Here is a 21,730-nt window from a genome sequence, read left to right on the forward strand (position 1 = left end):
CCGCTCATACAGTCGGGTGCGTCACACCACCGGGCAAACTATCGCCATCACTGCTTGCGCTAGGTATGCTTCGGCTGCCCTAATTTAGGTAAGCCTTTCCTCAGCCAGCAGGAGTGACGGTGTTCGCCAGCTACCTCATCGGACTGCGCGAGGGACTGGAGGCGACACTCGTCGTCTCCGTCCTCATCGCCTTCCTCGTCAAGAGCGACAGGAAGGACAAGCTTCCCCAGGTCTGGACAGGCGTCGCCGCGGCGGTCGCGCTGTCCGTCGGCTTCGGCGCGCTGCTGACCTTCACCGCCGCCAACCTCGGGCACATGGGGCAGGAGCTGTTCGACGCGATCACCTCGCTGCTCGCCGTCGCGTTCGTCACCTGGATGATCTTCTGGATGCGGCGCACCGCCCGCGCGCTCTCCGGGGAGCTGCGGGGCAAGCTCTCCGACGCGCTGCAGATGGGCTCGCTCGCGGTGGTCGTGATGGCCTTCCTGGCCGTGGCCCGCGAGGGGCTGGAGACGGCGCTGCTGTTCTTCGCCGCCGTCCAGGGCGCGACCGCCACCATGGATCCCCTGCTCGGCATCGCGCTCGGCCTGCTCACGTCGGTGGTCATCGGCTGGGGGCTGTACAAGAGCGCGCTGAAGATCAACCTCACCAAGTTCTTCACCTGGACGGGCCTGCTGCTCATCCTGGTCGCCGCCGGCATCTTCAAGTACGGCGTGCACGACCTCCAGGAAGCCAACATCCTGCCCGGCCTGAGCTCCTACGCCTTCGACATCAGCGCCGTCCTGCCCGCCGATTCCTGGTACGGGGCGCTGCTTTCCGGCATGCTCAACATCACGCCGCAGCCGAGCATCGCCGAGGCCGTGGCCTGGATCGTCTACCTCGCGCCCACTCTTTTCCTCTTCCTGCTGCCACAGCGAGTGAAGACCACTCCCGCCTCCACCGCACCCGCGGCCTGAACAGGAGCATCATGCGTACCGCCATCAGCCTGTCCTTCGGCGCGCTCGCCCTCGCGGGCCTGACCGCGTGCGGCTCGGGCACCACCGCCACGCAGGCCGCCAAGGGTCCGGCCGGCGCGCCCGGCAAGATCACCGTGGCCGCGTCCGACACCGAGTGCAAGGTCGCGGCCACCGAGGTCGCGGCGGGCACGAGCACGTTCACGATCACCAACGGCGGCTCCAAGGTGACCGAGTTCTACGTGTACGCCCCCGGTGACCGGGTGATGGCCGAGGTCGAGAACATCGTGCCCGGCCTGACCAGGGAGCTGGTGGCCGAGCTGCCGGCCGGCGCGTACGAGGCCGTCTGCAAGCCCGGCATGGTGGGCAAGGGCATCCGCAACGCGCTGAAGGTGACCGGCGAGCACAAGGCGCTCACCTCCGACGCCCAGCTCGCCGACGCCGTCGCCAGCTACAAGCGCTACATCAAGTCGCAGAGCGACACGCTGCTGGTCAAGACGCAGGAGTTCGTGGACGCCGTCAAGGCCGGCGAGATCGGCAAGGCCAAGGAGCTGTACCCGGTCTCACGGACGTACTGGGAGCGCATCGAGCCGGTCGCGGAGATCTTCGGCGACCTCGACCCGGCCATCGACGCCCGCGAGGCCGACCTGGCCGACGGCGAGGAGTGGACCGGGTTCCACCGGATCGAGAAGGATCTGTGGATCAAGAAGGACATCAGCAAGGACGGCCCGGTCGCCGACAAGCTGATCGCCGACGTCAAGACCATCGTCCAGAAGTCCAACGCCGCCGAGCTGACCCCGCTCAACCTGGCCAACGGCGCCAAGGGACTGCTCGACGAGGTGGCCTCCGGGAAGATCACCGGCGAGGAGGACATCTGGTCGCACACCGACCTGTGGGACTTCGACGCCAACCTCCAGGGCTCCAAGGCCGCCGTGCAGTCGCTGCGCCCGGTGCTGGAGCAGCGCTCCCCCGACCTGGTCAAGACGCTGGACGAGAAGTTCGCCGCCGCGGAGGCCGCCCTGGGCGCCCACCAGAAGGGCGACGGCTGGAAGCTGCACGACGAGCTGTCCAAGGCCGAGCTGAAGGCGCTGTCCGACGCGATCAACGCGCTGGCCGAGCCGATCAGTAAGATCGCACCGGTCATCGCCAAGTAACGGGAGGTGGGGGCGATGTCGCAGGCCGGCGGGCGGATGAGCCGCCGCAAGCTGTTCGGGCTGGGCGCCGCGGGAGCGGCCGTGCTGGGGGCGGGGGCGGTGACGACCAGGTCGCTGCTGGAGGATCCGCCGGTCGCGCACGCCGCCTCGACGTCCGATCCGTTCCCGTTCTACGGGCAGCACCAGGCGGGCATCGTCACGCCCGCCCAGGACCGGCTGCACTTCGTCGCCTTCGACGTCATCACCGACAAGAAGGCCGAGCTGGTCGACCTGCTCCAGGAGTGGACGGCCGCGGCGGCCCGGCTGACGCAGGGCAAGGAGGCCGGGACGTTCGGCGCGGTGGGCGGGGCGGCCGAGGCGGCGCCCGACGACACCGGCGAGGCCCTGGGGCTGCCCGCCTCGGGGCTGACGCTGACGATCGGGTTCGGCCCGTCGCTGTTCGACGACCGGTTCGGGCTGGCGGGCAGACGGCCTGCCGCGCTGGCCGACCTGCCGAAGTTCCCCGGCGAACAGCTCATCCCGGAGATCTCGGGCGGGGACATCTGCGTCCAGGCGTGCGCGCACGACCCCCAGGTGGCCGTGCACGCCATCCGCAACCTGGCCAGGATCGGCTTCGGCAAGGTCTCGGTGCGCTGGTCGCAGCTCGGTTTCGGCCGTACGTCGTCCACGTCGCGGGCCCAGGCCACGCCGCGCAACCTCCTGGGCTTCAAGGACGGCACCAACAACATGAAGCTGGAGGACGCCGACCTGCTGCGCGACCACCTGTGGGCCGGCGGCTCGGACGGCGCCGCCTGGATGGCGGGCGGCACGTACATGGTCACCAGGAAGATCCGCATGACGATCGAGACCTGGGACCGCGCCTCGCTCGCCGAGCAGGAGCAGATCTTCGGCCGGGACAAGGGCGAGGGCGCGCCGCTGGGCAGGAAGGCCGAGTTCGACCCCGTCGACTTCGCCGCCAAGGGCCCCGACGGGCAGCCGCTGATCAAGGACGACTCGCACGTCAAGCTGGCGCACCCCAGCAACAACGGCAACGCCCACCTGCTGCGCCGCGGCTACAACTTCGTCGACGGCTCCGACGGCCTCGGCCGCCTGGACGCCGGGCTGTTCTTCATCGCCTACCAGCGCGACCCGCGCAAGCAGTTCGTGCCGGTGCAGATGAACCTGGCCCGGCACGACGCGCTCAACGAGTACATCAAGCACGTCTCCAGCGGCCTGTTCGCCTGCCCGCCCGGCGTCCAGGACGCGGGCGACTACTGGGGCCGCACCCTGTTCGCCTGACCCTCCTCAGCGTGCTCGCCGTCAGCGGTGGCGAGCGCGTGAGGCCTGGGCGTGGGCGCGGTTGGCGCAGCGGGTCGAGCAGAACTGCCGCTTGCCCGGCCGGCTGCGGTCGACGAAGGCGTCGGTGCACGGCGTGGCGGCGCACTGGCGCAGCCGTTCCCAGTCGCCGGCCGCGGCCAGTTCCAGCAGCTCGGTGACGGCCCGTACGGCGAGCCGGCCCGCCGCCGTCGCCCCGTCCGGCGCGACCAGCCGCAGCCGGGGCACGCCGCCCGCGGGCTGCACCGCCGCCCGCGCCGGCAGCCCGGCCACCCACTCCGCCAGCGCCCCCGCCCGGCCGTCGGGCTCGGCGGCCAGCACCGCGCGCAGCCGCTCGCGCACCTGCCTGACCTCCCGCAGGTCCGCCTCCTCGAGACCGTGGTCGTTCTCGCCCAGTTCGCGGCAGAAGCGGCGCAGCTCCGGCACGTCGGGCAGCCGCTCGGGATCGTCCAGGTACTCGTCCCACGTGTTGGCCAGATCGACGGCCACGAGACCCGTCTCGATGAACTGGCGCATCCCTCACCCTCCTGCTACCGTCACGACTATGAGCACTCTAACCCCTGACAGAAAATTGACCGTCCTCGACGCGCCGTCCAACCTCGGCCTGCGTCCACTCGCCGAGGATGTCATCCCCGGCTGCTACAAGGCTCCCTGGGCGTTGCGGGACAACGGGCTCGTCGCGCGGATCGGCGCGGCCGACGCCGGCGCGCTGGTCCCGCCCCGCTACGTGGCCACCTGGAAGCCCGGCGACGGCGTGCGCAACGGCGCGGCCATCGCCGCCTACACCCGGCGGCTGGCCGACCGCGTGGCCGGGATCAGGGCGGACGGCGGCTTCCCCGTCCTGCTCGGCGGCGACTGCTCGATCCTGCTCGGCTCCGCGCTCGCCCTGCGCAGGACGGGCCGCTACGGGGTGGCCTACCTCGACGCCCACACCGACTTCCGCCACCTCGGCAACTCGCCCCACGTCGGCGCGGCGGCCGGCGAGGACCTGGCCCTGGTGACCGGCCGCGGCGACGACTACCTGACCGACATCGACGGCCTGCGCCCGTACGTCCGGGACGAGGACGTCATCGTGCTCGGCGTCCGGGACGACGACGACGCCAAGGAGCTCGCCGCCGAGGGCATCGCCTACGTCGCCGGGAACGACATCCCCCTGGAGGCCGCCGAGCGCGTGCTCGTGCGCGACGACCTCGACGGGTTCTGGATCCACGTGGACGCCGACGTGCTCGACCCGTCCGTGCTGTCGGCCGTCGACTCCCCCGCCCCCGGCGGCCTGACCGGCGACCAGCTCGCCGGCCTGCTCCGCGGGCTGCTCGCGCTGCCCGGGGCGGCCGGGATCCAGTTCACCATCTTCGACCCCGACCTCGACGAGGACGGCGGCCAGGCGGCCACCCTGACCGACATCCTCGTCTCAGCCCTGACCTGACCCGTGGCCGTCCGGGGCGGAGCCGTCCGCCCGCACGATGCGGAAGACGGGATCACCGCGCCCTCCTCCACAGCAGCACGACCGCCGCGAGCCCCGGGACCAGCGGAAGCACCTGCAACCAGCCGAGCAGCGGCGCCAGGCCGACCTCGCCGTTGCTGTCCCGGACGGTCAGGCCCGCGAGCGCGAGACACGACGCCACCACGAACAGCCCGGCCCCCAGCCACCGGGCCCACCCCCTGCCCGCGCCGGCCGCCCGGACGGTGACGAGCCAGCCAGCCAGCCCGAGCGCCCCCACGACCGACAGGATCACCGTGTACGTGGTGACCCCCTCGTCGATCTTCCCCGGTCCCAGCTCCGGATAGCCCGCCCTGAGGTACTCGGCCAGCCCGGAGCGGTAGGCGAAGGCGAAGAGGGTGACGAGCACCGTGAGCGCGGCGCCGCCGTACAGCAGGGCCGAGGCCCCGCGCGGCTTTCCTGTCATGACATGGGTCCCTTCCGGACGACATTCTTACAAAGTATGTTTTGACTATACTTACCATGTAAGAATCGAGAAAGGGCACCATGTCCCCGAAGCGCACCCGCGGCCAGAACGCCGGCCTGACCCGGCAGGCCATCCTGCGGGCCGCTCTGGCGCTGGCCGACCGCGAAGGGCTGAAGGCGCTGTCCATGCGCCGCATCGGCCAGGAGCTCGGGGTCGAGGCCATGTCCCTCTACCAGCACGTCGGCAGCAAGGACGCGCTGCTCGACGGCCTGGTCGAACAGGTCGTCACGCAGGCCGCGCCGCTGCTGACCGAGGCCCCTTCATGGCAGCAGGGCCTGCGCGAGTACGCCCACGCGCTGCTGCGGGCGCTGCTCGCGCACCCGAACGTGCTCCCCCTGGTGGTCAGCCGCCCCGCGATCACGCCCGGGAACCTGCGCCTGATGGAGGAGGGGCTGCGCGTGCTGCGCGCGGCGGGGCTGCCGCCGGACCGCGCGCTGGACATGCTCTACGCCGTGACGGGTTTCGTCGTCGGCCACGTCGCCGTCCTGGCCGCCGGTGAGGTCGCCGGTGAGGTCGCCGGTGAGGTCGCCGGTGGGGCCGAACGGGCCGCGCCCGCGATGCGCGACATCCCCGAGCCGGACCTGGCGGAGACCCCGCTGCTGGCCGAGGCCACACGGGCGCGGCGTGCCCAGCCGTCCTCGGGGACTGACCGCCGCTTCGTCTTCGCGCTCGAAGCCATGCTGCGCGGCTTCGGCAGCGAACCCGGCGCAAGCGGCGAACCCTGACGGAAACGGCGAACCCTGACGGGGACGGCGGGCGCTAGCGGAAGACGTACCCACTCGTGCTGGTGCGGCCGGCGGCGTTCGTGGCGGTGACCGAGGTCCACGGGCCGGACGGGACGTAGGGGGCCCACGCCGACTCGGGACGGCCCGGCCCGTGCCACCGCTGGGCCACGCCGACCTCATGGCCGCCGGGCGAGGTGAAGCGCAGCGTGCCGCCGCGCAGGTTGTAGCCCTCGACGGTGACCCCGGGCCGTCCGTCCCGCTCCTCGCGGTAGGCGTTCACGATGATCGGCTCCCGGCCGCCGTTCGCGATGTCGTCGGCCAGCGAGGGGGTGGACGGGCTCGCCTGGCAGGTGAAGAAGGGCTCCCAGCCGTAAGAGATGATCTTCGTGGCGTGCCCGCCCGTCGCCATGATCTGCTGGTCGAGCCGGGTCTTGCTGGTACGTCCCCGCAACGGCAGCGGCTCGACCCGCCCGCACTCGCCGTCCGCGGGGGCGGGCTCGAAGCCCTCGACGTTCACCCACAGCTCGACCCCGGCGGGCACGCTCCTGGCCGCCGCCTCGATGTAGTCCCTGGTGGGCCCGTAGTAGCCGTCGGCGTTGCGCACCCGGCCGACCACCGGGACGAGCCGCGGGGCGACCATGGACCCGCCCTCCTCGATCCCGTGCACGGGGACCTTGCCCGTGCCCCGCCCGTCCTGCACGGCGACGGCCATGGGCGCGCCGGCGCGGGTGGCGGCGATGCCGGCCAGCCCGCCGGGCACCTGGCCGGGCGGGAAACCGCGGCCCCTGCGGGCGTCGATGTAGGGGCTGACCAGGATCTTCCTGCCGGGCAGCGCGGCGGCGACCGCCGCGTGCTGGGCCGCGTACAGGGTCAGGACGGGGTCGCGCGGCCCCCGTTCGCGCATGGCCAGCTCGAACGACTGGTAGACCCCGCCGAAGGCGGCCGACCCGCCGAACCGCTCCCGGTAGCCGGCCAGCACCCGCGCGGTGAAGGCGTTCAGCGCGGCGAGGTGCGCGAGGTCGGGCTCCCACGGCTTGCCCCGCCGCTGCGGCGCGGCGGGCAGCCCGGGGAACACCCTCATCCCGTACGCCGCCGCCTCCTCGACCAGGTTGCCCAGCCCGTCGCCGTCGGTGGAGACCAGCACCAGGTCCTGGACGCGCGCGGCGCACGACGCGGCCAGCGACACGCGGTAGAAGACCCGCCCGCCGCTCTCGATCCGCCGGTCGAGGCCCGGGCAGCGCAGCACGGAACGCCCGAACTCCTCGCTGGTCACGTACGTGTAGACGTGCCGGACGCGGGTGCCGGGCACCCGCGCGCAGGGCCGTCCGTCCACCCGGCAGGCGGCGAACTCGGGCTCCATCGGCCCGACGTCGAAGCGCGGCCCGAACGTGACGAGCGTGTCGCCGCCGAGCGAGTGGATCGCCTCGACCGTCCGCCGCGTGACGCACACGTCGGCCCGCGGCATGACCCAGTAGCCGGTGATCGCGTACGGCGAGGTCACCCGCGTGTCCCTGGGCGGGCACCCGTCGTCGCCGGCGCCCGGCCCGGCCGGGACCACGACGAGGACGGCGAGGACCGCCATCACGACCAGCCACCGTAACCGGCGCACCCATGCTCCCCTCGACGTACCGACCAGAGTAGGCATCTACCCGATCCGCGGCCGGTAGTGCCCCGGTGCCGGCCGGCCGCGGGGCGGCACGGACAATGGAGTCATGGTGAGCATCGACCTCAGCGGGAAGACGGCGCTGGTCACGGGCTCGACCCAGGGCATCGGGGCGGCCATCGCGACCGGTCTGGCACGGGCGGGCGCGCGCGTCGGCGTCAACGGCCGCAGCGAACGCTCGGTGGCCGCGGCCATCGAGCGCATGGACCATCGCGGCCTGGTCGCCGCGCCCGGCGACGTCGCCACCGACGAAGGGCTCCAGCGGGTCCTCGACTCGCTGCCACAGGCGGACATCCTCGTCAACAACCTGGGCATCTTCGAGGCCAGGCCGGCGCTGGAGATCGACGACGCGGAGTGGCGGCGCTTCTTCGAGGTCAACGTCCTGACGGCGGTGCGCCTCACGCGCGCCTACCTGCCCGGCATGATCGAGCGCGGCTGGGGCCGGATCCAGTACATCGCCAGCGACTCGGCCATCGTCACGCCCACCGAGATGATCCACTACGGCATGAGCAAGACGGCGCTGCTGGCCGTCTCGCGCGGGTTCGCCAAGGAGGCCGCCGGCAGCGGGGTGACGGTCAACTCGGTGATCGCCGGGCCCACGCACACCGGCGGCGTGGAGGAGTTCGTCTACCAGCTCGTGGACCGGGAGCTGCCGTGGGAGGAGGCGCAGCGGGCGTTCATGCGCGAGCACCGTCCGCAGTCGCTGCTCCAGCGGCTGATCGAGCCGGAGGAGATCGCCAACATGGTCGTCTACCTCAGCTCGCCGCTCGCCTCGGCCACCACCGGCGGCGCCCTGCGCGTGGACGGCGGCTACGTGGACGCCATCCTGCCCTGACCGCCCGCCCGCGCTCAGTACGACTGGAGCTCGATCAGGTTGCCCTCCGGGTCGCGCAGGTGGGCGGTGCGCAGGCCGGGCCCCCAGGCGGGCCGGTCCTGCGGCGGCGCGGCGAGGGTGGCGCCCAGCCCGACCAGCCGGTCGGCCTCGCCGTCGACGTCGTCGACCCGCATCACCAGCATCACCGTGTCCTGGGCGCCCGCCGCCGGCAGCCCGGACGTGCCGACGACCTCGGCGACGTGGTCGCGGCCGAAGAGCACGAGCCCGGCCTGGCCGTCGAGGTCCCAGTTGGCATACGCAGCCTCCGTCAGCACCTTCACCGGCTCCAGCCCGAGGGCGGCCCGGTAGAAGGCGACGCTCGCCGGGAAGTCGCGCACCAGCAGCCGAGGGTAGAGGGCGTCCATCCTGATCCTCCGAAATTAGTGGGTAGTAACCAACTGTTGGGAACAACCTACACTTCTCGATGAGATGGAACTGCCGCCCACCCTGCTCGGGACGACCACCTTCGTGCTGCACAAGGTCGGCGTCGCTAACCGGCGTGCCCTGGCCGCGCGGCTCACCGCCGAAACGGGGCTGAGCCTGTGGGAGTTCGCGGCGCTGGCGACGCTCGACGACTTCGGCCCGGCCGCCCAGCGGGAGGTCGGCGACCGGCTGGGCCTCGACCCGAGCGACATGGTCCGCCTGATGGACGCCCTCATGGCCGAAGGACTGGCCGCCCGGGAACGCGACCCCGCCGACCGCCGCCGCTACCGGATCTCGCTGACCGCCGCCGGCCGGGACGCCCTGGAACGGGCCCGCGCGGTGGTGGCGGACGTCGAACGCGAGACCCTCGCCCCGCTGACGGACGCCGAGCGCCGCGACCTCCACAGCCTGGTGACGAAACTCTTCTCGCCCTGACAAATTGCATAACTGGCGTCAACTGACGAACAACTGTCACAACAACTGCCCTCTTTGCACAAAGAATCAGATCATGTTAGATGGAGGGCAAGCTCCGGGAGAGAGGACCGGGCATTGTGACGCTGATCCTCGATGGCGTCCGCGTACGGCAGCGCGGGGAGACCTGGCTCGACGACATCCACCTGGAACTACCTCACGGACTGACCACCCTCGTCGGCCCGCTGAACTCGGGAAAGACCACGCTCATGCGGGTCGCCGCCGGTTTGCGGCCACCCGATTCCGGGCGGGTGCTGGTCAACGGAAATGACGTCACCTCGATTTCCGTGCGAAAGCGCTCGGTCGCCTTCGTCTATCAGCAATTCATCAATTACCCGTCCCTCACCGTTTACGAGAACATCGCCTCGCCGTTGCGGCTGGACCGGTCGTACCGCAAGGACGGCATCGACCGGCGGGTGCGGGAGGTGGCCGCGGTCATGGGCCTCGGCGGCCTGCTGGGCCGCAGGCCCGCGGAGTTGTCGGGCGGCCAGCAGCAGCGCACGGCGATCGCCCGCGCGCTGGCCAGGCCCGTGGACGTGCTGCTGCTCGACGAGCCGCTGGCCAACCTCGACTTCAAGCTCCGGGAGCAGTTGCGCGAGGACCTCAAACGCATGTTCACCGGCTCGCCGGGCGTCGTCCTCTACTCCACCGCCGACCCCAACGAGGCCCTGGCCTTCGCCGCGCCCGCCGTGGTGCTCGGCGAGGGCCGGGTGCGGCACGTCGGCGACCCGGCCGCCATGTACGCCGAGCCGCCCACGCTCGCCGTCGCGGCCACGCTCAGCGACCCGCCGCTGAACCTGCTGCCCGGCACGGTCAGGGACGGCCGGATCGAGGTCATGGGCGCCTCCTTCCCCGCGCCGGACGCCGCCGCCGCCGGTCAGGAGGTCGTGCTGGGCATCCGCCCCCACCAGGTGACGATCACCAGGACCGGCCCCGGCCTGCTGGAGCTGCCCGCCGAGATCAGGCTGGCCGAGGTGACCGGCGGCGCGACGTTCCTGCACCTGCTGCTGGCGGGACGCCGGCACCTGGTCGCCCATCTGCCGGGCACCCGCCCGTTCACGCCGGGCCAGGCGGCCACCGCGTACGTGGACCCGCGGCACGTCTTCGTGTTCGACGAGGCCGGGGGCCGATTACCGGTCGCCCCGGCGGCGGGGGCGGGACGGCATGGCTGACATCCGCCTGGAGGGCGTGGGCCACAGCTACGACGGCGGCCGCACGTGGGCGCTCAGGCCGACGACCTGGACCTGGCGCGGCGGCCGGGCCTACGCCCTGCTCGGCCCGAGCGGCTGCGGCAAGACGACGCTGCTGAACATCGTCTCGGGGCTGCTCACGCCCACGGCGGGCCGGATCTGGTTCGGCGACCGCGAGGTCACCGGGGTCCCCACGGCCGGCCGCAACATCGCGCAGGTCTTCCAGTTCCCCGTCCTGTACGAGGAGATGTCGGTCTACGACAACCTGGCCTTCCCGCTGCGCAACAGGAAGGTCCCGGCCGAGGAGATCCAGCGGCGGGTGCTGCGGGTCTCGGCCATGCTCGGCCTGGACGACGTGCTGCGCCGCCGGGCGCGCCGGCTCGACCCGGGCCGCAAGCAGATCGTCAGCCTGGGCCGTGGCCTGGTGCGCGAGCAGGTGGCGGCCGTGCTGCTCGACGAGCCGCTGACCGTGGTGGACCCGGCGCTGAAGTGGACGTTGCGCAGCAAGCTCAAGGAGATCCACCGCGACACCGGCCACACCCTGGTCTACGTCACCCACGACCAGACCGAGGCGCTGACCTTCGCCGACGAGGTGGTCGTGCTCAACGACGGCGAGATCGTGCAGGCCGGGGAGCCGGCCGAGCTGTTCCTGTCGCCCGCGCACGAGTTCGTCGGCCACTTCATCGGCTCGCCCGGCATGAACGTGCTGCCCGCCGAGATCGACGGCGGCGTGGTCAGGATCGGGGACTCGGAGGTCGGCGCCGTGGCCGGCGCGCTGCCGCCGGGGCCGGTGCGGATCGGCGTGCGGCCCGAGTTCGTCCGGGTCGGCGGGCCGCCCGACGGGCCGGGCGTGGCGGCCAGGGTGACCGGGATCGACCGCATGGGCTCGCACGACCTGGTGCGCGCCGAGGTCGGCGGCCATCCGGTGATCGCCAGGACCGAGGCGGGCTCGTCCTGGACGCCGGGCACGGTCGAGTTCCTGCATTTCCCCGCGGACCGGACGTTCCTGTTCCGCGACGAGGTCAGGTGCGGCTCGCTCGCACCCCTGGACGGAAGGGGGCAGGCGTGAGCGACCGGACCGCCGTCGCGGGCAGCCAGGCGGATGGCGAGGTCGTACCGGCCGCCGCCGATGCCGCCGCCGCAGAGGCCGCAGCGGCCGCCGGGCCGCGCGCCGATCCCCGCCCGCGCGACAACCGGGCCTGGCTGCTGGTGCTGCCGGTCGTGGTGTCGGTGGCCTTCACCGCGGTGATCCCGCTGATGACCGTCGTGAACTTCTCCGTCCAGGACGTCTTCAGCCCGGTGGACCGGGTGTTCGTCGGCCTGGACTGGTTCCGGCAGATCGCCCGCGACCCCGAGGTGCGCGCCGCGCTCGTGCGCACGCTGCTGTTCTCGGCGCAGGTGCTGCTGGTGGAGGTCCCGCTCGGGGTGGCCATCGCGGTCTGCATGCCGCGCCGCGGGTTCTGGGTGTCGGTGGCGCTGGTGCTGGTGGCGCTGCCGCTGCTCATCCCGTGGAACGTCGTGGGCACGATCTGGCAGATCTTCGCCCGCGGCGACATCGGGCTCGGCGGCTGGGTGGTCAACAACGTGCTGCGGGTCAACTTCAACTACACGCTCGACTCGGCCGACGCCTGGATCACCGTCCTGGTCATGGACGTGTGGCACTGGACGCCGCTGGTGGCGCTGCTGGCCTACGCGGGGCTGCGGTCGATCCCGGAGCCGTACTTCCAGGCGGCGCAGATCGACGGCGCGTCGGCGTGGGCGACGTTCCGGCACATCCAGCTGCCGAGGCTGCGCGGGGTGCTGACGATCGCGATCCTGCTGCGGTTCATGGACAGCTTCATGATCTACACCGAGCCGTTCGTGGTGACCGGGGGCGGGCCGGGGAACGCGACCTCGTTCCTGAGCATCCTGCTGTCGAAGATCGCCGTCGGCCAGTTCGACCTGGGCCCGGCGGGCGCGTTCTCGCTGCTGTACTTCCTGCTCGTGCAGATCGCCTGTTACGTCTTCTTCACCGTGCTGACCAGGGCGGGGAGGTGAGTTCCACGCGCCATCGGCTGCCGTGGGCGCGCACGGTCTTCTGGCTGTACGCCGCCACGCTGATGTTGCCGCTGCTGTGGATGTTCGGCATGTCCATCCGCCCGAACGAGGACATCCTGGGCAGCTTCTCGCTGCTCCCGCAGCGGGTGACCTTCGACAACTACGTCACGTTCTTCACCGACCCGTCGTGGTATTCGAGCTACCTCAACTCGATCGTCTACACCTCGATGAACGCGGTCATGTCGCTCGTCGTGGCGCTGCCGGCGGCGTACGCGTTCTCGCGCTTCCGCTTCGCCGGGGACAAGCACCTGTTCTTCTGGCTGCTGACGAACCGGATGGCGCCGCCGGCGGTGTTCCTGCTGCCGTTCTTCCAGATCTACCAGGCGGCCGGGCTGTTCGACACGCATCTGGGCGTGGCGATCGCGCACATGCTGTTCAACGTGCCGCTGGCGGTCTGGATCCTGGAAGGCTTCATGTCGGGGATCCCCCGGGAGATCGACGAGACCGCGGCGATCGACGGCTATTCGCTGCCGCGCTTCTTCGTCCGGATCTTCCTGCCGATGATCCGGTCCGCGCTCGGCGTCACCGCGTTCTTCTGCTTCATGTTCAGCTGGGTCGAGCTGCTGATCGCCAGGACGATCACGTCGGTGGACGCCAAGCCCATCGCGGCCACCATGACGCGGACGGTGAGCGCGGCGGGCGTGGACTGGGGGCTGCTGGCCGCGGCCGGCGTGCTGACCATCGTCCCGGGGGCCGTCGTCATCTGGTTCGTGCGCAACTACATCGCCAAGGGGTTCGCCCTGGGGAGGGTCTGACCGTGCAGTGGATGGTGTGGACCACCCCCACGGCCCTGGTGTTCGCCGGGCTGGCGCTGCTGCTGTGCGTGATGGCCGCCTGGGGACGGCTCTCGCCGCCCGTGGCCAGGCGCGGGTTCCTGCGGATCGAGACCGACCGGGGCGACCGGCTGTACATCGGCCTGATCAGCGCGGCCGTCGTGCTGGCCCTGTGGATTGCAGTCACCGACCTGTCCATGTGGGCGGCGCTCGGCGTCGCGCTGCTGGTCATGGTCGTGATCGGGATATGGGGCTGAGAGGAAGAGGAGCCAGGCGATGAGGCATGCGGTGGGTGTCGCGGCGGCGGTCGCGGCGGCGCTGGCGCTGGTGGCGGCCGGTTGCACGGGCGGGGAGGAGAAGCCGAAGAGCGACTTCAAGGAGGCCGACGGCAGGGCCGCGGCGCAGCGGTGGGTGTCGGCGGAGTTCACGCCGAGCACCCTGTCCAAGGACCGGCAACTGGCGGAGATGGACTGGTTCATCAAGGCGGCGGCGCCGTACCGGGGCATGCAGATCAACGTGGTGTCCGAGACCATCACCACGCACGAGTACGAGTCCCAGAAGCTGGCCAGGGCGTTCACCGAGATCACCGGGATCAAGGTCAAGCACGACCTGATCCAGGAGGGCGACGTCATCGAGAAGCTCCAGACGCAGATCCAGGGCGACCAGAACATCTACGACGCCTACGTCAACGACTCCGACCTCATCGGCACCCACTCGCGCGGCACGTACGTGTTCCCGCTGTCGGACTACATGGCCGGAGAGGGCAGGAACGTCACCTCCCCCACCCTCGACCTGGACGACTTCATCGGCATCAGCTTCACCACCGGCCCCGACAAGAAGATCTACCAGCTCCCCGACCAGCAGTTCGCGAACCTCTACTGGTTCCGCTACGACTGGTTCACCGACCCGGCGATCAAGAAGCAGTTCAAGGACGCCTACGGCTACGACCTGGGCGTGCCGGTCAACTGGGCGGCCTACGAGGACATCGCCGACTTCTTCAGCAACAAGGTCAACGGCAACGGCACCGTCGAGGGCCGGAAGGTCTACGGCCACATGGACTACGGCCGCAAGGACCCCTCGCTGGGCTGGCGCTTCACCGACGCCTGGTTGTCCATGGCGGGCAACGGCGACCCCGGCATCCCCAACGGCCTGCCGGTGGACGACTGGGGCATCCGGGTGGAGAACTGCCGTCCGGTGGGCTCGTCGGTGACCCGCGGCGGCGACACCAACGGCCCGGCCTCGGTGTACGCGCTCACCAAGTACGTGGACTGGCTGAAGAAGTACGCGCCCCGCGAGGCCGCCGGCATGAACTTCAGCGAGGCGGGCCCGGTCCCGGCGCAGGGGAACATCGCCCAGCAGATCTTCTGGTACACCACGTTCACGGCCGACATGACCAAGAAGGGCCTGCCGGTCGTCAACGACGACGGCACCCCGAAGTGGCGCATCGCGCCCAGCCCGCACGGCGTCTACTGGAAGGACGGCAACAAGCTCGGCTACCAGGACGCGGGCTCGTGGACGCTGCTCAACAACACCCCGAAGGACCGCAGGGCCGCCGCCTGGCTCTACGCCCAGTTCGTCACGTCCAAGACGGTGTCGCTGAAGAAGTCGATCACCGGGCTGACCTTCATCCGCGACTCCGACATCAAGAGCGACTACTTCAAGGACAACGCCGCCAAGTACGGCGGCCTGATCGAGTTCTACAACTCCCCCGCCCGCAAGCAGTGGACCCCGACCGGCACGAACGTGCCCGACTACCCCAAGCTGGCCCAGCTCTGGTGGCAGAACGTGGCCACCGCCGTCACCGGCGAGACCACCCCGCAGCAGTCGATGGACAACCTGGCCAGGCAGCAGGACGAGATCCTGGCCCGGCTGGAACGCCTGTCGCGCGAACGCCAGGGCTACGGCGGCCAGTGCGCGCCCAAGCTGAACCCCGAGCGTCCGGCCCAGTACTGGTTCGACCAGCCGGGCGCGCCCGCGCCGAAGCTGGCCGACGAGCGCGGCAAGCCGGCCACACTCGACTACGACAAGCTCATCGCCCGGTGGAAGGCGGGCGGCTGACCAGCTCCCGCGCCAGCCAGTCGAAGGCGCCGAGCAGCGCGGCCCGCAGGCCGCCGCGCGGTCGTACCGGTCGGCGCGGCCGCCCTCGCCCTCCTGGACGTCGAGCGCGAAGCGGCGGCTGCCCCAGGTGAGTACGTCGTGGGCGAGCACGGCGAACCCGCGGCGGGCCAGCTCGCCGGCGAACGCGCGGCCGCCGTAGACGTCGTGCGCTCGACCCGCACGTCCGCGGCGGTCAGGGCGGGCACCCCGATCGCCTGCCGGGCCGCCGCCCGCAGCCGCGGCCCCGGCAGGGACGGGAACAGCTCCCACTGCCCGCCGACGACCTCGGCCAGCTCCCCGAAGACCGCCGGGGCGGATCCGTCAGGCAAGGCGGGTGCCGGCGTCGGCCAGGTGCACGGGGGCGCCCGAGGCGGCCGACAGGTTGGCCGCGACGCCGGTCAGGACGCTGCGGATGCCGTCCAGGTAGCCCGCCTGCCGGGCCAGCGGGTCGCCGGAAGGGCCGCGGAACACGTCGTCCAGCAGCAGCCGGTCGCCGCCGCCGTGGCCGCCCGCGCCCGCCTCGATCGGCACCTCGCGCGGCTCGGCCCAGTGGGGGCGCAGGGTCAGCCGCTCCCATGCCCCGGCGGCGTGCTCCTTGGACGCGGCGCTGGGGTCGATCGCCGCGTGCGGCGGCGTCCAGGCCCGCTCGACCACCTCCAGCTCCAGCCGTCCCGCCGTGCCGTTGAAGGCCACCCGGTAGCCCTCGAAGGGCGCGTGGGCATTCAGCGAGTACGTCAGCAGCGCCCCGCTGTCGTACCGGACCAGCACCGCCATGTTGTCGTCGATGGTCACGCCGTCGCCGAAGACGTCCTGATCGCGGACGTAGCCGTCCTCGTGCTCGGCGTCCAGGTAGAGGCGCTTGAGCCGGGGATCGGCGGCGATGTCCAGGATGAACGGGTCGCTGCCGAGGCCCGGCGCACCCTGGCCGCGTTCAGGACGGCCGGCCAGCCCCCGCGACCGCGCGTTGGCCGAGCCGTAGAACCGCAGCGAGGTCTGCGCGAAGACGGTCTCCGGCGCCGCCCCGAGCCACCAGTTGACCAGGTCGAAGTGGTGGGTGGACTTGTGCACGAGCAGGCCGCCGGAGCTGGCCCGGTCGCGGTGCCAGCGGCGGAAGTAGTCCGCGCCGTGGATGGTGTCGAGCGTCCACTCGAAGTGCGCGGACGTCACCTCGCCGATCGCGCCGTCCATGAGCAGGCGGCGCACGGCCGAGTTGCGCGGCGAGTACCGGTAGTTGAAGGTGACGATCAGCCTTCCGGTGCTGCGCCGCGCCGACTCGGCGATGGCCGCGCAGCTCCCGGCGTCCACGGTGAGCGGTTTCTCCACGATGACGTCGCGGCCCGCGTCCAGGGCCGCGCACACGTAGCGGGCGTGCGCGGCGTCCACGGTCGCGACCACGACCGCGTCGGCGAGTTCGAGCACCTTGCCGAACTCGGCGGGGGCGAAGCACGGCACCTCGTGGCCGATCCGCTCGGCGTAGTAGTCCATGCGGGTCCGGTTGGTGTCGCACAGGGCGACGACGGCGCCGGTGTCGCGCCACTCGCCGAGCAGCGCGTCGACGTACAGCTGCGCGCGGTGCCCGAGCCCGACGAACGCGTACCTCATGGTCGTCCTCTCAGCCGCCGAGGGCGGCGTTGGCCTCGGTCAGGAACTTCTGGGCGGCGACGTCGGGGGCCATCCGGCCGAAGAGGACCTCCTCGGTGTACCGCTTGAGCATGTCCTCCAGGGCGCTGGCGCCCTTCGGCGGCGCGGCGGGCGGGTCGGCCAGCTCGCCCTTGATGGACTCGACGAACTGCAGCGTCTTCTGGTCCGCGGGCGGCAGCTTGTCCTTGACGGCGGCCAGCACCTTCGAGCTGGCGGGCAGGCCGCGGTCGCTGAGGACGATCCCGCCGACCTCGGCGTCGTTGATCATGAAGTCGATGAACTTGGCGGCCTCGGCGGCGTGCTCGCTCTGGGCGGAGGCGGTGTAGAACATCGCCGGCTGGAGGAACATGCCGCCGGTGGTGGCGCCCTCCGCCTTGGGCAGGCGCAGCAGGCTCATCTCCTTGCCCGACGCCTTGGCGACCGCGCCGAGCTGGTTGCTCCACCACATGCCGGACGCGCCGGTGTTGGTGGCCAGCAGCGACTGGTCCACGCTGGTCGCGCCGACTTCGGCGGTCTTGGCGGCGTCGGGGCTGCCCTTGGCCTTGATCGTGTCCAGCATGACCTGCCACCAGGCCACGATCGTCCCGGGCGTGACGGCGATCTTGTTGCCCTGGTAGAAGGGCTCGCCGCGCTGGGCGGCGAAGATCTGCAGGAAGGCGGGGTTCCAGTTGAGCTGGGTGCCGTAGACCGTGCCGCCGCCCTTGGCGGTGATCTTCGAGCTGAGGTCGACGTAGTCCTTCCACGTCCACTTCGTGTCGTCGGGCACCTTCTGCCCGGCCGACTGCACCAGGGCCGGGTTGAGCACCACCGAGAAGACGTTCGCGCCGGTGGGGACGGCGAACTGCTTGCCGTCGATGCCGCCGGTGCCGAGCAGCTTGGGGTCGATGTCGGCGGTCTGCACCTTGCCGGTCAGGTCGGCCAGGGTGCCGCGGTCGGCGTACTCGCGCAGGCCGCGGATCTCCAGGGTGATGACGTCCGGGGCGTCGCTCGCGGCGACCTTCGTGGACAGCGTCTCGTAGTAGCTGGCGAAGTCGGAGAACTCGCCCTCGACGTCGATGCCCGGGTTCTTGGCCTCGAACTTCTTGATGGCCTCCTCGGTCATCTTCTGCCGCGCGTCGCTGCCCCAGTAGGAGAAGCGCAGCCTGACCTTCCCGCCGGCGCCGTCGTCGCCGCCGCTGCCGCAGGCCGCGGTGACCGCCAGCACGGCGGTGGCGAGCAGGGCCGCCGACCACGTCTTCTTGCCAGAGCTCACGGCTCTACCTCCTGTGGGATTCGTCTGTGTCGGGGGGTGGGGGAACTACTTCAGTCCCGTGGTGGCCACACCACGGATCAGGTACTTCTGGCCGGCCAGGAAGAAGCCGAAGATGGGCCCGAGCGCGACGATCGACATGGCGAACATCGGGCCCCACGACGAGTCGCTGCTGGCGTCGAGGAAGGTGCGCAGTGCCACCGGAGCGGTGAAGTTGTCCGGGTTGTTGAGGTAGAGGAGCTGGCTGAGGAAGTCGTTCCACGTCCAGATGAAGGTGAAGATCGCCGTCGTGGCCAGCGCCGGGGTGCAGAGCGGGATGATCACCCTGATGAAGGTGCGCCAGTAGCCGGCGCCGTCGATCTCGGCGGCCTCGTCCAGCTCCCTGGGGAGCGAGCGGATGAACTGCACCATCAGGAACACGAAGAACGCGTCCGTGGCCAGCACCTTCGGCATGACCAGCGGCCAGATCGTGTTGATCAGCCCGAGCTTGGAGAACATGACGTACTGCGGCACGATCAGCACGTGGTGCGGCAGCATGATCGTGCCCAGCATGAGGGTGAACCACAACTTCTTGAGCGGGAAGTTCAGCCGGGCGAAGGCGTAGGCGGCCAGCGAGCAGGCCACCAGGTTCGCCACCACCGACAGCACGGTGATGACCGCGGAGTTCCACAGGTAGTAGCCGAAGGGGTGCTTCAGCGCGGTCCAGCCCTCGGTGTAGTTCTCCAGCGTGACCTCGCTCGGCCACAGGCCGGGTTGCCGGAAGATCAGTTCCTCGGGCTTGAGCGAGCTGGAGATCATCCACAGCAGTGGATAGAGCATGACCAGGCCGAACCCGATCAGCAGCACGTGCTTGACCACCCGGCCGCCCCTGAGCGGGCGGAACAGGACGGGCAGCGGCCTACTTGGTGTCGCCATAGAAGACCCAATACTTGGACGCGAGGAAGTTCACCCCGGTGAGACCGGCGATGACGAGCAGCAGGACCCACGCCATGGCGGCCGCGTAGCCCATGTCGAAGCTCTTGAAGCCCTTGAGGTAGAGGTAGAGCGTGTTGAACATCGTGGAGTCGGCCGGCCCGCCCGAGCCGCCGCTGACGATGAACGACTGCGTGAACGACTGGAACGACTTGATGATCTCCAGCACCAGGTTGAAGAAGATGATCGGCGTCAGCAGCGGCAGCGTGATCGAGCGGAACTGGCGGAACACGCCGGCGCCGTCCACCGCGGCGGCCTCGTAGTAGCTGGCGGGGATCTGCCGCAGCCCGGCCAGGAAGATGATCATCGGGGCGCCGAACGTCCAGACGTGCAGGATGATCAGCGTGCCGAGGGCGGTGTCGGGGTCGCTGACCCAGCCGGGCCCTTCGATCCCGAAGACCGCCAGCACGGCGTTGACCAGGCCCTCGGCCCCGAAGACCTTGCGCCACAGGATCGCGATCGCCACGCTGCCGCCCAGCAGCGAGGGCAGGTAGAAGATCGACCGGTAGAGCGACAGGCCGCGCAGCCCGCGGTCGAGCACCAGGGCCAGCGCGAGCGCGAAGGCCAGTTGCAGCGGCACGGAGACGACCACGTAGATCGTCGTCACCTTCAGCGAGTTCAGGTAACGGGGATCCTCGGTGAACATCTTGACGTAGTTGTCGAACCCGACCCACGTGGCCTCCTCCAGGAGGTTGTAGTCGGTGAACGACAGGTAGAGCGAGGCGACGACGGGACCGATCGTGATGACGAGCAGACCGGCGAACCAGGGCGCCAGGAACAGGTAGGCGGCCCGCGCCTCGCGGCGGGAACGTCTGGACGCGCGAGGCTCTCCCCGCTCGGGCGGGGTCGCGGCGTCCGGGAGTCGCACCGCCACCGAGTCAGCCATGACGGAACTCATTCGTCATCACGGACCTTCCGGCGAGATGTGAATGGATAGCGCTTTCCTATAGCTGCCGGGAAAGTTCCGTCAACCCTTTGCAGGCGTTACATCGCCGTTATCGATATATCGACATCATGTTTTCCCTGGTGACAAGCGCTTACCACGTAGAGGTAGGACGAATATTGCGGCGATTTAGTACAACCGTTTGCAGGTCACCGAGGCGGTGCCGTCGACTCCCGCACCACCAGCCGGGTCTCCAGCGAGGTCGTGGCGCTCACCTCCTGGATCAGCAGGTCGACCGCCAGCCGCCCGGCCGCCGCGGTGGGCATGGCGACCGTGGTGAGCTTGGGACGGTTGAGCCGCCCCGGCACGATGTCGTCGATGCCCACCACGCTGACGTCCGCCGGCACGCTCAGCCCTAGCTCGCCCAGCCCCTCGACCAGGCCGATCGCCATGAGGTCGTTGTAGGCCAGCACCCCGGTCACCCCGGCCTCGCGCACCGCGGACGCGGCGGCCAGGCCGCCCTGCTCGGTGGGCGCGTTCGGCCCGAGGACGACCAGCTCGACGCCCGGCACCCGCTCGGCGGCCGTCCGGATCTCGCCGCTCGTCCAGGAGCCCGGCGGGCCGGACAGCAGCGCCACGCGGCGGTGCCCGAGCCCGGCCAGGTGCTCGACCGCCAGCCGCGCGCCGTGCCCGACGTCCATCAGCACCGTGGCGGCGCCGCGCAGCCGCCGGTTGACCACCACGAGCGGCACCCGCTCGGCCAGCCGCTCCAGCACCTTGTTCGACGAGCGCGGGCTGCACAGCACCACGCCGTCCACCTGCTTGGAGAACGCCTGGATCAGCTCCTCCTCGGCGGCCGGCTCCTCGTCGGTGTCGGCCACGAACAGGTGGTAGTCGCGCTGCCGGGCCGCGGCGTGGGCGGCCTTGATCAGCGGCGGGAAGAACGGGTTGGCGATGTCGGCCACGATCAGGCCCAGGTTGTGGGTGCGCCCGGTCGTGAGCGCCCTGGCCGCCCTGTTGGGCCGGTACCCCAGCTCCTCGGCCACCGTCAGCACTCTGGTCCGGGTGGCGGCGTTCACCATGTGCGGCGCGGAGAACGTCCGCGACACGGTCGATACGTGCACACCGGAAGCGCGGGCCACATCACGAATCGTCACTGTCACAACCACCCACCCTAACGCAACCGCTTGCAGGCGCCCGAGCAACGGTGAAAGCGCTTGCCGCTCGGGTCGACATCTGACCGTCCCGCATATCCGCAGCTAGACGCCCTGGTCGAAAATCGGCTCT

Annotated in this window: 22 protein-coding genes; 13 read left to right on the forward strand and 9 right to left on the reverse strand. The window is 70.8% G+C overall.

The window, feature by feature from the left end; translation table 11 throughout:
• Positions 1 to 119: 119 nt before the first annotated feature.
• From efeU to efeB, 3 genes are read left to right on the forward strand one after another with little or no spacing between them, the layout of a single operon-like run.
• On the forward strand, positions 120 to 953 hold the full coding sequence (efeU, locus tag ACFYYW_RS07550; RefSeq protein WP_352320032.1) for an iron uptake transporter permease EfeU: 834 nt from the start codon (positions 120 to 122) through the stop codon (positions 951 to 953).
• A gap of 11 nt (positions 954 to 964) precedes the next feature.
• Positions 965 to 2,104: an iron uptake system protein EfeO gene (gene efeO / locus ACFYYW_RS07555; protein ID WP_387646183.1), complete on the forward strand. Its 1,140-nt coding sequence runs from the start codon at positions 965 to 967 to the stop codon at positions 2,102 to 2,104.
• Between the two features lie 15 nt (positions 2,105 to 2,119).
• Positions 2,120 to 3,382: an iron uptake transporter deferrochelatase/peroxidase subunit gene (gene efeB / locus ACFYYW_RS07560; RefSeq protein WP_352320028.1), complete on the forward strand. Its 1,263-nt coding sequence runs from the start codon at positions 2,120 to 2,122 to the stop codon at positions 3,380 to 3,382.
• A gap of 21 nt (positions 3,383 to 3,403) precedes the next feature.
• On the opposite strand, the gene ACFYYW_RS07565 is transcribed toward efeB, so the two are convergent.
• Positions 3,404 to 3,934 carry a CGNR zinc finger domain-containing protein gene (locus tag ACFYYW_RS07565; protein WP_387646188.1) on the reverse strand — a complete coding sequence of 177 codons (531 nt, stop codon included), beginning with the start codon at positions 3,932 to 3,934 and terminating at the stop codon, positions 3,404 to 3,406.
• A 28-nt stretch (positions 3,935 to 3,962) separates the two neighbouring features.
• Between ACFYYW_RS07565 and ACFYYW_RS07570 the strand changes: the two genes are divergently transcribed.
• Positions 3,963 to 4,844 (forward strand): arginase family protein, encoded by an 882-nt coding sequence (locus tag ACFYYW_RS07570; RefSeq protein ID WP_387646190.1) that lies wholly within the window; start codon positions 3,963 to 3,965, stop codon positions 4,842 to 4,844.
• A gap of 52 nt (positions 4,845 to 4,896) precedes the next feature.
• On the opposite strand, the gene ACFYYW_RS07575 is transcribed toward ACFYYW_RS07570, so the two are convergent.
• Entirely contained in the window at positions 4,897 to 5,325 is a 429-nt protein-coding gene (locus tag ACFYYW_RS07575) for a hypothetical protein (RefSeq protein ID WP_387646192.1), read from the reverse strand.
• A gap of 80 nt (positions 5,326 to 5,405) precedes the next feature.
• On the opposite strand from ACFYYW_RS07575, the gene ACFYYW_RS07580 reads away from it, so the two are divergent.
• On the forward strand, positions 5,406 to 6,110 hold the full coding sequence (locus tag ACFYYW_RS07580) for a TetR/AcrR family transcriptional regulator C-terminal domain-containing protein (RefSeq protein ID WP_387646195.1): 705 nt from the start codon (positions 5,406 to 5,408) through the stop codon (positions 6,108 to 6,110).
• Positions 6,111 to 6,144: 34 nt separating this feature from the next.
• Here the strand turns inward: ACFYYW_RS07580 and ACFYYW_RS07585 are convergent, their stop codons facing one another.
• Positions 6,145 to 7,719, reverse strand: a complete 1,575-nt coding sequence (locus ACFYYW_RS07585; protein WP_387646197.1) for a DUF4434 domain-containing protein — start codon at positions 7,717 to 7,719, stop codon at positions 6,145 to 6,147.
• Between the two features lie 106 nt (positions 7,720 to 7,825).
• On the opposite strand from ACFYYW_RS07585, the gene ACFYYW_RS07590 reads away from it, so the two are divergent.
• The gene (locus ACFYYW_RS07590; protein WP_387647282.1) at positions 7,826 to 8,608 is read left to right on the forward strand and encodes an SDR family NAD(P)-dependent oxidoreductase; all 783 of its coding nucleotides are present in this window, start codon (positions 7,826 to 7,828) and stop codon (positions 8,606 to 8,608) included.
• Positions 8,609 to 8,622: 14 nt separating this feature from the next.
• Here the strand turns inward: ACFYYW_RS07590 and ACFYYW_RS07595 are convergent, their stop codons facing one another.
• Positions 8,623 to 9,012 carry a VOC family protein gene (locus ACFYYW_RS07595; RefSeq protein WP_387646200.1) on the reverse strand — a complete coding sequence of 130 codons (390 nt, stop codon included), beginning with the start codon at positions 9,010 to 9,012 and terminating at the stop codon, positions 8,623 to 8,625.
• A 64-nt stretch (positions 9,013 to 9,076) separates the two neighbouring features.
• Between ACFYYW_RS07595 and ACFYYW_RS07600 the strand changes: the two genes are divergently transcribed.
• The 7 genes from ACFYYW_RS07600 (at position 9,077) to ACFYYW_RS07630 (ending at position 15,659) form a co-directional block, all read left to right on the forward strand.
• Complete coding sequence (locus ACFYYW_RS07600) at positions 9,077 to 9,505, forward strand: MarR family winged helix-turn-helix transcriptional regulator (RefSeq protein WP_387646203.1); 429 nt, start codon at positions 9,077 to 9,079, stop codon at positions 9,503 to 9,505.
• A 116-nt stretch (positions 9,506 to 9,621) separates the two neighbouring features.
• Positions 9,622 to 10,713: an ABC transporter ATP-binding protein gene (locus ACFYYW_RS07605; RefSeq protein ID WP_387646206.1), complete on the forward strand. Its 1,092-nt coding sequence runs from the start codon at positions 9,622 to 9,624 to the stop codon at positions 10,711 to 10,713.
• The gene (locus tag ACFYYW_RS07610; RefSeq protein WP_387646208.1) at positions 10,706 to 11,800 is read left to right on the forward strand and encodes an ABC transporter ATP-binding protein; all 1,095 of its coding nucleotides are present in this window, start codon (positions 10,706 to 10,708) and stop codon (positions 11,798 to 11,800) included. Before ACFYYW_RS07605 ends, ACFYYW_RS07610 begins: the two co-directional genes overlap by 8 nt.
• A complete protein-coding gene (locus ACFYYW_RS07615; protein WP_387646210.1) occupies positions 11,797 to 12,768 on the forward strand; it encodes a carbohydrate ABC transporter permease in 972 nt (323 codons plus the stop codon). Before ACFYYW_RS07610 ends, ACFYYW_RS07615 begins: the two co-directional genes overlap by 4 nt.
• Positions 12,769 to 12,830: 62 nt before the next feature.
• A complete protein-coding gene (locus ACFYYW_RS07620; protein ID WP_387647284.1) occupies positions 12,831 to 13,583 on the forward strand; it encodes a carbohydrate ABC transporter permease in 753 nt (250 codons plus the stop codon).
• An 11-nt stretch (positions 13,584 to 13,594) separates the two neighbouring features.
• Entirely contained in the window at positions 13,595 to 13,858 is a 264-nt protein-coding gene (locus ACFYYW_RS07625; protein WP_387647287.1) for a DUF2160 family membrane protein, read from the forward strand.
• A 19-nt stretch (positions 13,859 to 13,877) separates the two neighbouring features.
• Positions 13,878 to 15,659, forward strand: a complete 1,782-nt coding sequence (locus ACFYYW_RS07630; protein ID WP_387646212.1) for an ABC transporter substrate-binding protein — start codon at positions 13,878 to 13,880, stop codon at positions 15,657 to 15,659.
• 360 nt (positions 15,660 to 16,019) lie between these two features.
• Here ACFYYW_RS07630 and ACFYYW_RS07635 read toward each other — a convergent pair whose 3' ends face one another.
• The 5 genes from ACFYYW_RS07635 to ACFYYW_RS07655 all read right to left on the reverse strand — a co-directional run bounded on the left by ACFYYW_RS07635 (position 16,020) and on the right by ACFYYW_RS07655 (position 21,606).
• Positions 16,020 to 17,300 (reverse strand): Gfo/Idh/MocA family protein, encoded by a 1,281-nt coding sequence (locus tag ACFYYW_RS07635; protein WP_387646214.1) that lies wholly within the window; start codon positions 17,298 to 17,300, stop codon positions 16,020 to 16,022.
• A gap of 10 nt (positions 17,301 to 17,310) precedes the next feature.
• A complete protein-coding gene (locus ACFYYW_RS07640) occupies positions 17,311 to 18,591 on the reverse strand; it encodes an ABC transporter substrate-binding protein (RefSeq protein WP_387646217.1) in 1,281 nt (426 codons plus the stop codon).
• A gap of 45 nt (positions 18,592 to 18,636) precedes the next feature.
• Positions 18,637 to 19,503: a carbohydrate ABC transporter permease gene (locus ACFYYW_RS07645; RefSeq protein WP_352319678.1), complete on the reverse strand. Its 867-nt coding sequence runs from the start codon at positions 19,501 to 19,503 to the stop codon at positions 18,637 to 18,639.
• Entirely contained in the window at positions 19,487 to 20,446 is a 960-nt protein-coding gene (locus ACFYYW_RS07650) for a carbohydrate ABC transporter permease (protein ID WP_387646219.1), read from the reverse strand. Before ACFYYW_RS07650 ends, ACFYYW_RS07645 begins: the two co-directional genes overlap by 17 nt.
• A 206-nt stretch (positions 20,447 to 20,652) precedes the next feature.
• Complete coding sequence (locus ACFYYW_RS07655; protein WP_352319675.1) at positions 20,653 to 21,606, reverse strand: LacI family DNA-binding transcriptional regulator; 954 nt, start codon at positions 21,604 to 21,606, stop codon at positions 20,653 to 20,655.
• Positions 21,607 to 21,730: the final 124 nt, after the last annotated feature.

The sequence above is a fragment of the Nonomuraea sp. NPDC001831 genome (genome assembly GCF_042892035.1).
Taxonomy (GTDB): Bacteria; Actinomycetota; Actinomycetes; order Streptosporangiales; family Streptosporangiaceae; genus Nonomuraea.

Coding starts and splice junctions, on each gene's coding strand:
- efeO (WP_387646183.1), top strand. CDS start 965: ATGCGTACCGCCATCAGCCTGTCCTTCGGCGCGCTCGCCCTCGCGGGC.
- efeB (WP_352320028.1), top strand. CDS start 2,120: ATGTCGCAGGCCGGCGGGCGGATGAGCCGCCGCAAGCTGTTCGGGCTG.
- ACFYYW_RS07565 (WP_387646188.1), bottom strand. CDS start 3,934: ATGCGCCAGTTCATCGAGACGGGTCTCGTGGCCGTCGATCTGGCCAAC.
- ACFYYW_RS07570 (WP_387646190.1), top strand. CDS start 3,963: ATGAGCACTCTAACCCCTGACAGAAAATTGACCGTCCTCGACGCGCCG.
- ACFYYW_RS07575 (WP_387646192.1), bottom strand. CDS start 5,325: ATGACAGGAAAGCCGCGCGGGGCCTCGGCCCTGCTGTACGGCGGCGCC.
- ACFYYW_RS07580 (WP_387646195.1), top strand. CDS start 5,406: ATGTCCCCGAAGCGCACCCGCGGCCAGAACGCCGGCCTGACCCGGCAG.
- ACFYYW_RS07595 (WP_387646200.1), bottom strand. CDS start 9,012: ATGGACGCCCTCTACCCTCGGCTGCTGGTGCGCGACTTCCCGGCGAGC.
- ACFYYW_RS07600 (WP_387646203.1), top strand. CDS start 9,077: ATGGAACTGCCGCCCACCCTGCTCGGGACGACCACCTTCGTGCTGCAC.
- ACFYYW_RS07610 (WP_387646208.1), top strand. CDS start 10,706: ATGGCTGACATCCGCCTGGAGGGCGTGGGCCACAGCTACGACGGCGGC.
- ACFYYW_RS07620 (WP_387647284.1), top strand. CDS start 12,831: ATGTTGCCGCTGCTGTGGATGTTCGGCATGTCCATCCGCCCGAACGAG.
- ACFYYW_RS07625 (WP_387647287.1), top strand. CDS start 13,595: ATGGTGTGGACCACCCCCACGGCCCTGGTGTTCGCCGGGCTGGCGCTG.
- ACFYYW_RS07630 (WP_387646212.1), top strand. CDS start 13,878: ATGAGGCATGCGGTGGGTGTCGCGGCGGCGGTCGCGGCGGCGCTGGCG.
- ACFYYW_RS07635 (WP_387646214.1), bottom strand. CDS start 17,300: ATGAGGTACGCGTTCGTCGGGCTCGGGCACCGCGCGCAGCTGTACGTC.
- ACFYYW_RS07645 (WP_352319678.1), bottom strand. CDS start 19,503: ATGGCGACACCAAGTAGGCCGCTGCCCGTCCTGTTCCGCCCGCTCAGG.
- ACFYYW_RS07650 (WP_387646219.1), bottom strand. CDS start 20,446: ATGGCTGACTCGGTGGCGGTGCGACTCCCGGACGCCGCGACCCCGCCC.